Below are 15737 nucleotides of genomic sequence, written 5' to 3'. Positions count from 1 at the left end.
TCACTCGGCCTCGCCATCTTGCTCGCGCCGCGCACCTTCGCTGTGCGCGGCGCGCGCGGTAACGTGCGCGCATGACCCTGCGCACCACCAGCGTCCGCGCTGCCGTCAGCAGTGCCGTGCTCGGCAAACCGGCGCTGAGCGCGCGCGATGTGGCAGCGATGTCGGGGATCCCCGTCGAGCAGGCGGCGCGTCTCTGGCAGGCGCTCGGGTTTCCGGCCGTCGCCGACGACGAGCGGCTGTTCACGAGGCGCGACGTCGACGTCCTCCGATTCGTGCACGGGATGTTCGAGAAAGGCAGCGTCGACCCCGAAGTGCTCGTGCAGATGGCGCGGGCCACCGGGCAGTCGCTCGCGCGCGTCGCCAACATGCACGTCCTGTCGGCGGCGGCGGAGATCGAGGCGGCGGTCCAATCTCCCGACCTCTCCGACAGCGACGCGGCCGACTGCGTGGCAGCGATCGCGGAACAGATCGTTGCCAGCCACGAGCCGTTCCTCGGCTACATCTGGCGCCGCCATCTGCTCGCCGCCATCTCGCAGACCGCCGCCACCGCCAGCCAGAAGGCGGGCGAGGAAGATGGCGCGGTGGTGGGATTCGCCGACCTCGTGGATTTCACCGCCATGAGCGAGCGCCTCTCCGAGCGCGAGCTGGCCAGCATCGTCGATCGCTTCGAAGCGATTGCGTACGCGGAAATTCCCGATCGTGGCGGGAGGGTCGTCAAGATCCTCGGCGACGAAGTGATGTTCCACAACGGCGACGCCGTTGCCGGCGCCAGAACGGCGCTGGCCCTGTCGCAAGCCTGCGCCGCCGACAGCGTGCTGCCCGAGGTACGGGTGGGTCTGGCGCTGGGCCCGATCCTGGCGTGGGAAGGCGACGTCTACGGGAAGACGGTCAACCTGGCCAGCCGCCTGGTCGGCGCGGCGCGGCCCGGCACGGTGCTGGTGTCGGAGGAGCTGGCGCTGCGGATCACGTCGGCGCCCGATCTCATCGTGCGCGAGATACGGCCGGTCAAGCTCAAGGGCCTCGGCCGGACGCGTTGCTGGGTGCTGCGCGGCGCCGACGATCGACCGCAAGACGATGCGCGCGCACGCCGCTGACGGCGGCCGCTATACGTCGCGATGAACGAGGACCTTGCGCACGCCGCGCCGTCCGGCGTGGGCGAATGCCGCTTCTACCTCGCTCAGCCCGTAGCGGGCCTCGACCAGAGGCTGGACCGTGACGGCTTCATCGGCGAGCAGATCAAGGGCCGGATCGAACTGGCCGCAGCGCGATCCGACGATGGAGATCTCGTTGATCACTACCGGCGACAGGTCGATCTCGTGCACACCCGCCACCGTCGTCTTGAGCACGACGTGCCCTCGCGGCCGCGTGCACGCGATGGCCGTCTTCAATCCTTCCGTCGTGCCGGTGGCTTCGACGACGACGGCATATCCGTCACGGTCGGGCCTTTCGCCCACCAGACGAACGCCGCGTTCCTTCATCCACTGCAGCGAGTGCAGATGGCGTCCAACCAGATCGACTTCGAAGCCGCCTACCGTGAGCACCTGCGCAACGAGCGATCCGAGCTTGCCGGCCCCCAGAACCAGCGCCGGCCCGCGCTCGAGGTGCCCGAGCTGCTCGAGGATCTCGCAGGCGGCGCCCACCGGCTCGGCGAAGACCGCCGCCTCGTCCGAGACGCCTTCGGGAACTTCGAGGAGGTTGCGCTCGGGAACGACGAACTGCTCGGCCAGGACGCCATCGGCACCGAGGATGCCGAGCACCATGCGGTCGGGGCAGTGGCGCGACAGACCATGATCGCACCAGCGACAGGCATCGCAGCCGAAGTTGATGCCGGCGACGACTCGCCGGCCCGCCATCGCACCGTCGAGAGCCTCACCGACGAACTCGTGTCCGAGCACGCCGCGAAAGCCCATGTAGCCGCGCGCAATCTCCAGATCGGTATTGCAGATTCCGGCGGCGATCAGACGCACTCGGACGAATCCGTCGCGCGGCTGTGGTGCAGGACGATCGCGCTGCAGGCGCGGGCCGTGCTCATCCATGACGAAGGCGAGCATGAAGGCTGCCTTCTAGCATCGACGGACCCGGTGGCAACAGCCGGGCCGCGGGCGCCAAGGCGATCAGTGCTCGTGCGCGTGCGTGTCCTGCATGCCCTTTTCGAGAACCTCCAGGACATCAGGCGAGGGACGCGAGGACGCCAGCCGCTGGACGCTCGGATGCGTGCGCGGGCGGCGCGTGAGCAGAAGCATCGCTGCGTAGGTTCGCGTCTCCTTCGACGTGCCTCGCAGAGCCAGCTCGATCAGGGCGTCGTCGGCCGCGTCGCCCTTGGCCAGGATGGCGCGTGCACTGGCCTGCTTGATGCCGCGATCGTCGGATTCGAAGCCTGCGGCCAGCGCGCCGAGGGCAGATGCGTCCTGCATCTCCCCAAGCGCATCGATGGCGGCCAGACGCACCTGCCGAGGCTCGTGCTCGGCAATGGCGTCGGCGAGGATCGCGGTGGCGTAAGGATGGCCGCTGACGGCGAGCGTGCGCACGGCGGCCGCGCGCACCCCGACATCGGGCGAGCCCAGATGCACGTTGAGCTCATTGGCGCCGGCCGGCGCGCCGAGCCGCGCACGCGCCCGCAAGGCGGCCTCGAGCAGCCGCGCGGTCTCCGTGAAGGCGCCGGCCAGCAGCGAAGCCAGACGCCGGTCGCTTCCGCGTGACAGCGCCTCCATCAGCAGCACCCGGGTCTGTCCCGGAATGGAAGTGTTGCTGAGCTGGATGGCAAGCGTCGCATGCTCGCGCTGGGTCAGCGCATCCAGCGCCGGCATTGCCGCGAGCTCCTGGACCGCGTCCTCCACCAGGCGCCCGTTGGACGAGGCCAGCTGCGAGAAGGCATGGTTTCGGATCTGCTGCGGGGTCCGCGCCTCGCGCGCACGCAGAATGGAAGCCGCCACTTCGATGCCTTGTTCGCTGCCGGCAAACGGCACGACGCCGTCGCGTCCACCGACGGCCTCGTATGCATGAGCCTCGGTCACGTGCTCGCGCAGATACGACACCTGCGGCAGCGGTCGCAGCAGAACCACCGCGCGGCCGGCGTCGACGAGCAGAGGCGGCCGCGTCGACGCCCCGCGAAGCTCCACCAGCAGAATCTGCGAAAACGGCAGTCTCTCCCCGTGCACCACCCGCTCCACGGTCAGCGGGTAGACGCGAATGCGGCCCTGCTCGCGCTCCTGGAGCGCTCCGGCACGCACCGTTGCGATCAGTGGGGCCTGCGAGGCGAGCTGCCGCAGCGTACGCGGCGGCGACGGCGCCGTCTGCCGTCCTTCCGGATCGGATGCGATGCCGGTGTCCGCCGGCGCGCCCGGATCGGGAAGCGACGGCTCGCCAGGCGGGGCCGGCGCGACGAACGGCGCCGCCGCGCCGCCGACCGCCGCGACGCGTGCGCCGTCCTGTGCATGCGCCGCCGCAACCAGTAGCAGGCAAAACGTCAGCGCGATCGAGGCACGGGCTGGGTTGCGCGAGCTCATGCGCGACCTCAGGGCACCAGCTGCACGCCCGGCGGCGTCCACGAATCGTCGTTGTCGGCGTCGATGAACAGCGGATTGGTGTACGCGAACGATAGCATGCCGCCTTCGCCGAGATTTCCGTCGGTCAAGGCCGCCAGGCTGTCGTTGCCTTCGACGTCGAGGCTGTTGGGGTAGACGGGAAAGTGCGGCCGTGAGACGCCGTCGGTTCCGCGCACCGCGACCATCACCCAAGTGTCCTCGGTCAAGCCGGTCAGCTCCAGCGACACCGACGCTTCCAGGTGCGAGGCATCGGGTATGGCGGGGTAGTCGTTGACGGTGGAGACCATGAAATCAGTGCCGGCCAGCTTCGAGACCGTCGGCGTGACGCGATAGCGCTCGCGCGTGGCCGCGTCGCCGTCATGGTCGTAACGCTCGGTGGCGCTTCCCACGTAAAAGTCGACGCGATCGAATTCCGCCCACAGGGGGCTCCTGATCTGGACACCGACGGTGACCGCTCCATCACTGGTCGAAGCCAGCAGGCTGTCTGTCACGGCCAGGCTGGCGGTCTCGCCGGTCGATGCCGCGGTCAACGAGACCTCGACGAACGGGCCGTTGCTGCCGGCGACTCGGCCTTCGCGCACCGAGGCCGCTACGTCGACCGCCGCGTTGCCGAGTGCGGACGGTGAAGTCAGCTCCGGCGGCATCGCGACGAACGAGTGCGCGTTGATCTGCGTGAGCTTGCGGTCATGCGTGTCCGAGCTCGTCACGCCCGTGCGGCGAATTCCCTGGTTGAGCAGGTTGATCCAATCGCCGAGGTTGACGTCGAGGAACTCCTCCTCGTAGCCGGCGCGGCCGTTGCACGCGATCCAGACCTCGAGCGCATCGAAGTCGGCGCTGAAGTGGTTGGCGATGGAAGGATCGAGGCGCCGCGCGAGCGGATCCTTGTGCGACTGCGGCGGGCCGGTGTCGCCTTCGGCCGTGTCGATGTCGAGCCCGAGCGTGTCGAAATGGCTGTACATGTGGTTGATCTGCACCACGTTGCCCGGCGTGTCCGCGTGCGCCATCGCGTAGATGTCGACGGGCGAGAGGCTGTAGTTGCCGTACTGCGGAAAATCCTGACCGGCCTCCGCCACCGCGCCGCCCCAATCGACGCCGCCGCCGTGCAGCGCGCCCGGCACGATCTGCACCGGCCAGGCATTGAAGTGGCCGTAGTCGAACGTCGTGATCTCGGCGCCCGGCGCCGTGGCGATGAGGTCGCCGACGCCCATGGCGGCAATGGTTGGACCGAAGTCGGAGCGGTAGTCGTGATCGGAAGGCGTGAAGAAGTCGGTGCCTTCGGCGATCTGCGTCGCCACGCGCTCGGCGCGCGTCACCTCCGAGTCGGGGCTGTCGATCGAATGCACGTGCCAGTCGGCCGTAATCCAGCCCGGCGTCTCCACGACCTGCGCGATCTGCGCCGCCACGCTCGTGGTCGCGCCGGCGGTCACCGTGACGAGCTGCTTGAAGGCGGAATAGCGGGGCCCGCGCGAGACCACGAGCTGATACTGCCCCGGCTCCACGTCGAGGACGCCGGTGCTGCCGTTCTTGTCCGCGAACGCGACGAACGCGATGCCGTGCGTGCTGCCGTCCGGGCCATCGTCGCCGAAGACGCCGGTGGTATTGGTGATGGCACCGGCCACGTCCTGCACGTTCTCGGGATCGGGGCTCGGGTCGAACCCGACCAGCTGGACCTTGGCCGGAATCGGCTCGCCGCTCTGGTCGGTGACGGCGACGGCCAGCCGTCCAGGCTCGGGCAGCGTGAAGTGCTGCATCGTCGTGTTGCCCGCCACCACCAGGACGTCGGAGGCCGGCGACGGCGAGGCCTGCAGGCGCCCGTCCTTGTTCGCTTCGACGGTGTAGACGCCGGCAGGCAGTGTTCCGCTGTAGGCGCCGTCGGCGCCGGTGCGGAAATGCAGCACGATGTTCTTGTCGGGCCCCGACGGATAATTGCTGCCGATCACCGCGACGTCGGCGTTCGCCACCGGCACCCCGCCCGCTGTGACGGTCCCGGCGAGCGTTCCGGTCGGCACCGACTGGATCTCGTTGCGCACATCCGCGATCGAGGCGACGGTTCCATCACCGATGGCGAAGTAGCGCGTGATCGTGATCGCGTCTCCGACCGATCCTGCTGGCGCCATGTGGAAGTTGGGCGCGCCGGCACCGAGAAAGACGGCCGCGACCTCCTGGCCAAGGGCGGGGACGACGACGCCCGACACCGTCACCGCAGTCGTGCCGTTGGCCGTGTGGATGTAGCCGTAGGAGACGCCCGCGGCGTCGTCGTCCCCCGAGAACGCGATGTAGTTGCAGGGATCGCAGTTGCCGGTATCGCAGGGGTGGTAGGTGGAAGCCGGACACGATGTAGTCGCCAGCGGCTCGCCGAATCCGTACGCCGGCCGCCACATCTCGATCTGCCCGGAGCCGTTGATGTACTCGGCGAAGTAGATCGAGAGCGGCTCCGGGTCGAGGTTGGTGATGGTCGTGTCGATGCGCACGTAGCGGTCGCCGGTCTCCAGCGTGTAGTCGGTCTGCACCTCCACGGGCAGATCGCGGTCGTCCGCGCTTTCGGGGAAGGTGAATCCCATGTCGCGGATCGCGGAGCTGCCGTTGACGAAGTCGAAGATGTCGTCGACGCCGCTCATGCGAACCGTCGCCGGGGAGCAGTCGGCGCCGTCGGACAGAACGATCGCGTCGGTGAAGTGCGACGTGTTCTCCAGGTTGATGCCGGGAATCAGCTCCTCGAACGCGTCTCGGCCCGGCTCGCCCGGCCGCTGCAGATCTGCGTCGATGATGTTGCCGCCGTAGGTCCCGATTCCGAAGAAGACTCGGCCCGGCTTCTGCACGATCACCCGCACCTGATCGTTCTCGAGCAGGTAGTCGCCGACGCGCCCGCGCGCCAGCTGCCCGCCAATCAGCTCGGACGCGTTCTCGATGACCTTGGCGCGCGCGCAGGCCGGCACCGCTGGTGCCGGCGCGGCAGGCAGGCACGTCACGCGCACCTTGTCCGAGTCGATGCGGCCGTCGCTGGTGGAGGCGCGGACGCCGATCTTCCTGCGCCCGGGTTTGATCCTGGAAGAGCTGGTCTTGACGGCTACCGCGACCGTCTCGAGCTCGGTGCATCGGGCCTGCTCGGTCGGCGCGATCGCATCGACGTCCGCCTGCAGCGCCGCAAGCCCTGCATCGTGACGAGCACTGGTCGGCGGCGCGTTGCGCACGAGCACCGAGCTGACATCCGACGGTGCGCACTCGGCCAGACGTGGATCGTCGTTGTTCAGGCACAGCGCCACGCGCACGCGGCAGACGCCGTCGGCGGATGAATCACTGTCGCAGGCCGGATCGCCGTCGGTGCACGTGACCGACTTGCCGTTGCCGTCGGGGTCGAGCCCCAGGCCATTGAGTTCGAGGATGCAGTCGGTGAGCGCGCTGCCGCCGCCCGGGACCGAGCAGTCGCCGGGACAGCCGGCATGGCCAGGATCGGCAGGCGCGAGCAGCAGAAGAATGGCAGCGGCCAGCATGGCCGCGCGACGCAGGGCAGAGCCGGTCGTCATGGGAGAACCCCTCCGTTCGTTTCGTTTCCGCGGTACCGCCGCGGGCGAACCAGCCGCCCCCGGCCCCCCCATGAGAGCAACCTCGCCTGGAGCTCGGCTGACACGACTGTAAGAGGCATTTTTCGCCGCTAGCAAGGGGGTCGGGAGGCGCTACAGCCGTTCGAGCCGTTTTAGGATGCGTTTCCGGGGTGGTTCGGCTGCGACCATATTTTCGGTTTGATTTCAGCCACTTGCTCGGGGGACGCGCAGGCGGCGGGGCGACTGGAGCAGCTGAGGGCGATGACCCCGAAAGGGTACCGGGCGCAGAAGGAGGGTTGTTGACAGCCGTGTCGGGAGGTCACCAAGACTCGACGGACACAACCTTTCTCCAGAGGTGCCCGATGAACCGACCCATTCCCGCGATCGCGCTCGCCGCCGTACTGGCGCCCATCCTCGTCACGAGCGCCGTGGCCCAGGTCTCCGGCAGCTATCGCGGCTTCGGCGACGCTGGCGGCTTTCTGAACATCCTCCCGCCGGGCCAGGACGGCGTGCTCAACGGGCCCGAGGCCATTGCGGCTCAAGGCGGATCGCTGCCGCCGCACGTGCTGGATCAGCTCTCGATGTACGGCGACCTCGTCTACAACTCGCCGGGGCTGACCGAAGACCGCATCTTCGAATTCTTCAAGGACGCAAGCTTCGGCGTGCGCGAGGATGACATCGGCCGCACCTACTCTCCGACGCCGGGCGTCACCGTCATCCGCGACGCCACCTTCGGCGTTCCCCACATCTACGGCGAGACGCGCGAGGCGACGATGTTCGCGCAGGGCTACACCACCGCCGAGGACCGCCTGTTCCTCATGGACATCCTGCGCCACGTCGGCCGTGCGCGCATGGCCGAGTTTCTCGGCCCGTCCCCGGCCAACCTTCACATGGACATGGAGCAGCTGGCGATCGCGCCGTACAAGGAAGAAGACCTCACGGAGCAGCTTCTGGCCATTCGCAACGGCTCGCCGCTGGGCCCGGCGATGGAGCAGGATCTGCTCAACTACATCGCCGGCATCAACGCCTACATCGGCGAGGCTCGCGTGGACGCGAGCAAGCGTCCCGCCGAGTACGAGGCGCTCCAGATCGCGCTCGAGGATTTCGTTCCCGAAGACGTGGTGGCGATCGCGGCGCTGGTCGGCGGCGTCTTCGGCAAGGGCGGCGGCGGCGAGCTGCGCAACCACTGCGGCCTCAAGCGCATGGCGGCCGAGCTCGGCAGCGCCTCCGAAGCGCGGGCGATCTTCGACGATCTGCACTTCATCGACGATCCGGAGGCGCCGACGACCTCGCGCACGCCAACGCCCTACATGCACGACCTCGGGCCCGTCGACGCCGACGCCCATCCCGACGTCGACTGCGACAGCCTCGTGCCGATCGATCCGGAAGCGCCACCGGTGGAAGAGCAGCTCGAGGATCTCGAAGACGGGCTCGACGGCCTCGGCCTGGGCGCGGGCGGCATGAGCAACGCGATGCTCATCTCGGGAGCGCACACCCGCAACGGCCGCCCCATCGCGGTTTTTGGCCCACAGACCGGCTACTTCATCCCGCAGCTCCTGGTCGAGAAGGACGTGCACGGGCCCGGCATCAGCGCGCGCGGCGTGTCCTTCGCCGGCACCGATCTGTTCGTGCAGCTCGGGCGCGGACGCGACTACGCGTGGTCGGCGACCTCGGCCGGCGGCGACAACGTCGACCAGTTCGTCCTCCGCCTGTGCGAGCCCGGCGGCGGCACCGCGACGACCTCCTCGATGGGCTACCTGCGAAACGGCGTGTGCGAGCCGATCGAGACCTACCAGCACGTGCAGGTCACGAAGCCGACCGCGGGCGGCATGCCGGAAGGCCCGACGCAGCTCGTCTTCTCGTGGCGCGTGGAGCGAACCGAGCACTACGGCCCGCTGATGGCGCGCGGCACGCTCGAGGACGGGACGCCGATCGCGATCGCGACGCTGCGCTCGACCTACCGCAACGAGCTCGGCTCGGCGGTGGGCTTTCGAAACATCAACGACCCCGACTACATGGCCGGCGGCTTCGAGGCGTTCCGCCAGGCCATGGGCGACGACGTCGACTACACGTTCAACTGGTTCTACATCGACGCGACCAACATCGGGTACCAGCACTCGTGCCTGTGCCCGAAGCGTGCGCAGGGCGTCGATCCGTACCTGCCGGCGTGGGGCGACGGCCGCTTCGACTGGACCGGCTTTCTGACGCTGGCCGAGCAGCCGATGGCCCTGAATCCGCCCGAGGGCTACCTGACCTCGTGGAACAACAAGCAGGCGCCGGGCTTCCGCGTCAACGACCGCAACTTCTCGTACGGGCCGACGTATCGAAGCCGCATGTTCGATGTCCGGATCGAGCCGCTGGTGGCCGCCGGCAATACCGACCGCACCGACATGGTCGATGCGATGGAGGACGCCGGCACCTGCGACCTGCGCGGTCAGGACGTGCTGCCGATCGTGCTGCAGGTGCTCGGCGAGACGGCGCCCGTGGGCGCCGATCCGCGTGCCCAGGACATGCGCGATCGTCTGGAGGCGTGGGTGGAAAGCGGCGCCAATCGCCGCGACTTCGACGCCAGCGGCGAGTACGACGATCCGCAGTCGCCGGCCATCATCGACGCATGGTGGCCGCTGCTGACGCGTGCGGTGCTCGACGAGAGCAGCGGGCACGCCATCGACCACCTCGGCATCGGCTTCGACGACGGCAACCGCCGCGGCCACGTAGGTTCGGCGTTCCAGGACGGCACCTACGGCCACGTGCTGAAGGACCTGCGCCAGGTGCTCGGCATGCCGGTCGCAGGCAGCTTCTCGCGCACGTACTGCGGCGGCGGAAACCTCGATGCTTGCCGGGCCGCGCTCTGGGACTCGCTGTCGGATGCGGCGGCAGCTCTGGAGGCCGAGTTCGGCAGCCCGACGGTTGCCGACTGGAAACGAGCGATCGCCGACGAGGACGTGCGGCACAGCGCCGCCGGCGTCACCACCGCGCCCGCCATCCACTGGATCAACCGTCCGACGTTCCAGCAGGTGGTGCAGATCGGAGACGTCGACTCGTTTGCCTGCTACGACTCGCGCACGGCGCGCGGCACCGAACCGCTGCAGGGCGTCAGCGTGCAGGTCGATGGCGAGGCCGACAGCGCCGAGCTGGTCGTGCAGAAAGCGCAGAGCGTCTGCAACGTTGCCGATCAGGACGGCCGCGGCATCCGCCGGCAAGGCGCACACCTCGCCTGCTATCAGGCACGCCGCTCGCGCGAGTCCGATCCGCTGCAGGCCCAGACCGCGTCGCTGCAGAGCGAGTTCGCCAACGGGACCGTCACTCTGGCCGCGGGCACCGGCCTTTGCGTGCCGGCGAGCGTGGACGGCCAGGCCTACGACGGCGATCTCAATCGCCTGCAGTGCTTCCGCGCCGCGCTGGAGGGCGAGCTGGACCGCGCCACCGTGTCGCTCGAAGACGGACTCGGAGCGCGCGATGCACGTATAGCGCGGCTCGACTCGGTGTGCGTGCCGACCGCAACCGCGGCCGGCCCGATCGCCGACGCCGCCGCCGCGCTCGCCTGCTTCCGCACGCGAAAGGTGCCGGGCGCTGCGCCGTTCCAGCCCGCCGACGTGGACGTGGACAGCGAGCTCGGCAGCGAGCAGCAGACGCTGCGCAAGGCCGACCGGCTGTGCGTCCCGGCGCGGGTGACGCTGGATTGACGGCCGCGCGCACCGGCCGGCACGCGTTCAGACTTCGAGGCCGCGCCTGGCACGACGGACGGACCGTCTCAGCCGAACGCGCGCGTCAGGTACCAGCAGGTCGATGCGGCCAGGAGCGCGGTGGACGCCGGCTCCAGGACGACACGGTCATAGCGCCGCTGGAGCCGCCGGCGCATGAGTGCGATCAGCGGCCACAGCAGCGCGACGACGAGCAGCTGACCGGCTTCGACTCCGAGGTTGAAGCCGATCAGCGTAGTCGCCAGCGTCGCGCGCGAGTATTCGGCTTCGACGAGCGCACCCGCAAAACCGAAGCCATGCAGCAGCCCGAACGCGAAAGCGACGAGCCATCGCAGGCGCGTTGCCATTGGCGAGCGCGCCACCAGGGCGAGGTAGCAGCCCGAGAAAAGCGCCATCCCCAGCGGCAGTACCGGCGATATTGCGGCGTCTGCGAGCGTGGCCAGGGCAGCGGCCGGCAGCAGCAGCAGCACGATCGTCCGGATCGCTGCGCCACTGGCGCGCGGCGCCGTGGCCACGGTCAGGTTTTCCACCGCCAGCACGGCGATGGAGAAAGCGATCATCACTTCGACGCCCGCGCCCGCCGGCCGCACCCATCCCAGCGTCGCAAGCGCCAGCGTGATGCTATGCGCGGCGGTGAAGCCGGTGACGGTGGCGGCCACCTGCGAGAGCATCGTCGCCGCCAGCAGCAGACCGGCCACGAACGCGAGGTGATCGTAGCCGCTCAGGATGTGGTCGAGGCCGAGCGAGAACGCGCGCGCCCAGACGGCCGTGGCTGGAGGCGCGGCGGACCGCTGTCGCCAAAGCGGCCGCTCGGCATGCAGCAGCGCCTCGTGGGCGGCGCCGTCCTCGCCCACGACGCGTAGGAAATGGTGGTGCGGCGCCGCCAGCGTCTGCGCCAGCGCGCTTTCGATCGCCACCATGCCAGTGGCCGCAGCGCAGCGCGCCTGCCAGCTCACGGCTACGGTCGCGCGAGGCGCGGCATGCTGGAACGATGGCGTACCGTTGAGGCAGGCTTGACCGCTGCGGTGCAATCGCAGGGCGCTCGCCACGGCCTCGGCCAGGCCGGCTTCACGTTGCGGCGACGGCAGAGCGGCCGCAGGCAGCCGCGTCAGCTCGCGCTCGCCGATTCGCAGCGTGATCTTCGCACCGTCGCCGCTGAGCTCCCATGTCGAGTAGCTGACGCTGCGTTCGTGCGCCGCGGCGCCGCCTGCCCCCGTCATGACGAGTGCAAAGGCGCCTATGCACACGCTCGTGCGCCATGTCCGCGCGCCTCCGGTTCTCATGGCTGCTTGGAGGAAGTCATCGTCCTGGCCCAAGCCCGACCTTGGCTCCTTCGACGACGTCGCGTGTCACTTCGACGCGCGCCTGCCGCCGGAGCTCATCCAGATAGAGGCGCACCCTCTCCTCGCGTTGCCGTCGCCTGTATTCGGCCAGCGCCTGCTCGCGCATCGTTTGGAAGTCCGCCTGTGGCGCGAGGCGCTCGAGCAGCACGACCACGCGGTAGCCGTCGCTGCCGCCGATGGGGTCGCTGATGTCGCCGACGGACATCTGCTGCACGAGCGTGGCTGCGGTCGGGCCGATGTAGTCCGCCAGGCGAGATGGCGGCAACGCAGAGTCCGGCGCCTCCAGCGCCGGCGGATCGCCCAGCTCGGCGCGCACATCTTGCAGCGGCAGGCCATCGCGAAGGCGAGCGGCGGCGGCGGCGGCGCGTTCGCGAGCGTCCGCATGGCGTTCGGCCGATACGAACACCACGCCGACGCGAAGCTGCGCCGGAGGAGCGAGGACGGCGCGGTTGTCTTCGAAGAAGCGCCGCAGCTCGCGCTCGTCGGGCAGCTCTTCGGTGTCCGACTGCGCGGCAACGGCGTCGAGAACCGCGGCTACCATGTCCGCGCGAAGCTTGCGGTCGGACTCGGGAATGCCGAGCTCCTGCGCCTTCTGCACGAGCAGCTCCTCGTCGACGATGCGATCCAGAGCGCGCTGGCGCTCCTGCGTCGTCACCGGCCGCTCCCGGTCGCGCTCGAGGAGCGCCAGCGCCTGCTCCAGCCGCGTGCGCGGAATGGCGCGCCCGTTGACGATCGCGACGGCGTCGGTCGCGGCCGTGGGCAGCTGCGTGTGAGCGTCGCGCAGAATGCCCACTGCGGCCAGCCCTGCGCCGGCGACGAGGCCGAGCAGCAAGAGCAGATTCGTTCTTCGGGTGGGGCTCATGTCGCTGCCGCACTCGTCCCGGCGGCGCGAGCGTAAGCGGGCGCCGTCGCAACTTCCATCACGAACGCGAAAATGGACACGGTGGGATTTTCGGCCTACATGGCCGGCGGCTGCAAGGAGGCCATCCCGCATCGTGCTCTCTTTCGATCTGACCACCGAACAGGAACAGCTCAAGCAGACTGCCCGCGAGTTCGCGGAGCAGGAGATCATTCCAGTTGCCGGCAAGTACGACGAGGCGGAGGAATTTCCCCATGACGTGATGCGCAAGGCGTGGGAGGTCGGGCTGCTCAACCTCGAGGTGCCGCCCGAGCACGGCGGCATCGGCCTCGGGGTGCTCGACTCGATCCTGGTGCTGGAGGAAATCAATTACGGCTGCGCGGGCATGGCCACGATCATGGCCGCCAACGATCTGGCCTCTACCCCGCTGCTGATCGCCGGAAGCGAGCAGCAGAAGGACCGGTACCTCGGAGCGCTCACTCGCCAGTGCGCGTTTGCCGCCTACGCGCTGTCGGAGCCGGGCTCGGGCTCGGACGCGGCCAGTCTGTCGACAACCTATCGCAAGGTCGGCAGCGAGTTCGTCATCAACGGCGTCAAGCATTTCATCACCAACGGCACCGTGGCCGAGTGGTACGTCGTCTTCGCGACCAGGGACAAGGCCATGCGGCACGGCGGCATCTCCTGTTTCGTGCTCCCGGCCGACACGCCGGGAATCACGGCGCACAAGATGAAGGGCAAGCTGGGGCAGCGCGCCTCCGACACTGCCGAGATCGTGCTGGAAGAGGTGTGCGTGCCCGAGTCGGCGCTGGTCGGCGAAGAGGGACAGGGATTCAAGATCGCCATGCAGACGTTCGATCGCACGCGGCCGCAGATCGGCGCGATCTGCATTGGCGTCACGCAGCGCGCGCTCGACGAATGCACGCGCTATGCGCTGGAGCGCCAGCAGTTCGGCCGCTCCATCGCCGAGTTCCAGGCGGTGCAGTTCATGCTGGCCGACATGGCGATCGACCTGGAGGCGATGCGGCTGCTCACCTACAAGGCCGGCTGGCTCATCGACAGCGGCGAGCGCTCCTCCATCGTCTCGAGCTTTTCGAAGGCATTCGGCGCCGACCACGCGATGCAGCACTGCGTGAACGCGGTGCAGATCTTCGGCGGCTTCGGCTACTTCAAGGAATATCCGGTCGAGAAGCTGATGCGCGACATCAAGCTCGTGCAGATCTACGAGGGTACCTCGCAGATCCAGCGCGTGGTCATCGCGCGCAACCTGCTGAAGAGCTGAGGAAGCCATGACAGAGGCAGCCGGCGGCATGGGACCGACTTCGCATTCGTTCTTCTCCCAGCGGCTGCGCCTGCACTACGTCGACTACGGCAGCGAGGGCAAGCCGCTGCTGGTGCTGGTCCACGGCGGGCAGGACCACTGCCGCAACTGGGATTTCGTCGCGCAGCGGCTGCGCCGCCACTACCACGTCATCGCGCCTGATCTTCGCGGCCATGGCGACTCCGCCTGGGCCGTGGGCTCGCAGTACGGAATGCCCGAGTACGTCCTGGATCTGGCGCAGCTCCTGCGGCACGTCGAGGAGACGCCGGTGACGCTGGTCGGGCATTCGCTCGGCGGCGCCATCGTCCTCCACTACGCCGGCATCTACCCCGACAACCTCGTCAAGGTCTGCGCCATCGAAGGTCTCGGGCCGCCGCCGCAGCTCATCAAGGACGTGCAGAGCAAGCCGATCGAGGAGCGCATGCAGGACTGGATCAAGACGATGCAGAGCCTGCCCGGGCGCAAGCCGCGCGAGTACTCCACGCTGGCCGAAGCCGAAGCGCGCATGCGCGAGGCCAACCCGCACCTGTCGGCGGCGATGGCCAAGCATCTGACGATCCACGGCGTCATGCGCCTGGAGAACGGCAACTACACCTGGAAGTTCGACAATTACGTCCGCGCGTGGGGCCCCTATCGCTACGATGTCGAAGGCGTGCAGCGGCTGTGGGACCGCATCCGCTGCCCGGTGCTGCTGGTGCGCGGCGCCGAAAGCTGGGCATCCAACCCTGTCGAAGACGGCCGCGCCGCCTTCTTCCACGACTACACCTACGCCGAGGTCGAGAAGGCCGGCCACTGGGTGCATCACGATCGATTCGAGGTCTTCATGGGCCACCTGGAAAGCTTCCTGGGCGTCGGCGAATGAGCAGCATCGACGCCGCATCGCTGCCGCGACTGATCGCTCAGCTCTCGTACAGGAAGGGCCGCTTTCGCCTGGCTTCCGGACGCGAGAGCGACTTCTACGTCGACGTGAAGCAGACCGTTTTCCGCGCCGAAGGTGCCCGAGTCGTCGGTGAGCTTCTCTGCGACCGTCTGATCGCTGACGGGATCACGCTGGTCGGTGGGATGGCCGTCGGTGCGGTACCACTTGTCAGCGTTGCTTTGTCGGCTGCCGCCGCTCGTGGCTATGCCCTCGATGGCTTCTTCGTGCGGAAGGATGTCAAGGACCACGGCACTGCGCAGCGCCTGGACGGACGCTTCCGCCCCGACGCCAGGATCGCGCTGCTCGAGGACGTCGTGACCACCGGCGGTTCGACGCTGGCCGCCATCGATGCGGTCGAGGCCGCAGGCGGCAAGGTCTCTCTCATCGTCACGGTCGTCGACCGGCAGGAGGAGGACGGGCTGGAGCGGCTGGCTGCACGCGGTGCGCGCGTCGAGGCTCTGACGACGCGCGAGCAGATCGTAGCGGCGGCGGGCTAGTTGCGGCCGC

General features: G+C 68.8%; 10 protein-coding genes. 5 read left to right on the top strand and 5 right to left on the bottom strand.

Annotated features, from left to right (window positions below; genetic code table 11):
• The first annotated feature begins 71 nt into the window (after window positions 1-71).
• Window positions 72-1094 (top strand): adenylate cyclase regulatory domain-containing protein, encoded by a 1023-nt coding sequence (locus VEC57_04500; GenBank protein ID HYB98375.1) that lies wholly within the window; start codon window positions 72-74, stop codon window positions 1092-1094.
• Window positions 1095-1103: 9 nt separating this feature from the next.
• On the opposite strand, the gene VEC57_04495 is transcribed toward VEC57_04500, so the two are convergent.
• From VEC57_04495 to VEC57_04485, 3 genes are all read right to left on the bottom strand, one after another.
• Window positions 1104-2051, bottom strand: coding sequence for an alcohol dehydrogenase catalytic domain-containing protein (locus VEC57_04495; GenBank protein ID HYB98374.1), 948 nt, complete (start codon window positions 2049-2051; stop codon window positions 1104-1106).
• Between the two features lie 63 nt (window positions 2052-2114).
• Window positions 2115-3506, bottom strand: a complete 1392-nt coding sequence (locus tag VEC57_04490) for a HEAT repeat domain-containing protein (protein ID HYB98373.1) — start codon at window positions 3504-3506, stop codon at window positions 2115-2117.
• Window positions 3507-3514: 8 nt separating this feature from the next.
• Complete coding sequence (locus VEC57_04485) at window positions 3515-7069, bottom strand: CehA/McbA family metallohydrolase (GenBank protein ID HYB98372.1); 3555 nt, start codon at window positions 7067-7069, stop codon at window positions 3515-3517.
• A 380-nt stretch (window positions 7070-7449) separates the two neighbouring features.
• Here VEC57_04485 and VEC57_04480 point away from each other — a divergent pair, with 380 nt between their 5' ends.
• Window positions 7450-10773 carry a penicillin acylase family protein gene (locus VEC57_04480; GenBank protein ID HYB98371.1) on the top strand — a complete coding sequence of 1108 codons (3324 nt, stop codon included), beginning with the start codon at window positions 7450-7452 and terminating at the stop codon, window positions 10771-10773.
• Between the two features lie 68 nt (window positions 10774-10841).
• On the opposite strand, the gene VEC57_04475 is transcribed toward VEC57_04480, so the two are convergent.
• Window positions 10842-12011: a HupE/UreJ family protein gene (locus VEC57_04475; protein ID HYB98370.1), complete on the bottom strand. Its 1170-nt coding sequence runs from the start codon at window positions 12009-12011 to the stop codon at window positions 10842-10844.
• A gap of 79 nt (window positions 12012-12090) precedes the next feature.
• Window positions 12091-12996 (bottom strand): peptidyl-prolyl cis-trans isomerase, encoded by a 906-nt coding sequence (locus VEC57_04470; GenBank protein HYB98369.1) that lies wholly within the window; start codon window positions 12994-12996, stop codon window positions 12091-12093.
• 133 nt (window positions 12997-13129) lie between these two features.
• Here VEC57_04470 and VEC57_04465 point away from each other — a divergent pair, with 133 nt between their 5' ends.
• Genes VEC57_04465 through pyrE form a run of 3 tightly spaced genes read left to right on the top strand, consistent with a single transcriptional unit; the run spans window position 13130 to window position 15727 of the window.
• Window positions 13130-14272, top strand: coding sequence for an acyl-CoA dehydrogenase family protein (locus VEC57_04465; GenBank protein ID HYB98368.1), 1143 nt, complete (start codon window positions 13130-13132; stop codon window positions 14270-14272).
• Window positions 14273-14279: 7 nt separating this feature from the next.
• Window positions 14280-15173: an alpha/beta hydrolase gene (locus tag VEC57_04460; GenBank protein HYB98367.1), complete on the top strand. Its 894-nt coding sequence runs from the start codon at window positions 14280-14282 to the stop codon at window positions 15171-15173.
• Window positions 15170-15727 carry an orotate phosphoribosyltransferase gene (pyrE, locus tag VEC57_04455; protein HYB98366.1) on the top strand — a complete coding sequence of 186 codons (558 nt, stop codon included), beginning with the start codon at window positions 15170-15172 and terminating at the stop codon, window positions 15725-15727. The genes VEC57_04460 and pyrE overlap by 4 nt, the downstream gene beginning before the upstream one ends.
• Window positions 15728-15737 lie beyond the last annotated feature (10 nt).

Source organism: Candidatus Limnocylindrales bacterium, assembly GCA_035626395.1.
Classification (GTDB): domain Bacteria; phylum Desulfobacterota; class Binatia; order UBA1149; family CAITLU01; genus DASPNH01.
The sequence above is the reverse complement of the archived record's forward strand: the minus strand, read 5'-3'. Positions and strand labels throughout refer to the sequence as shown.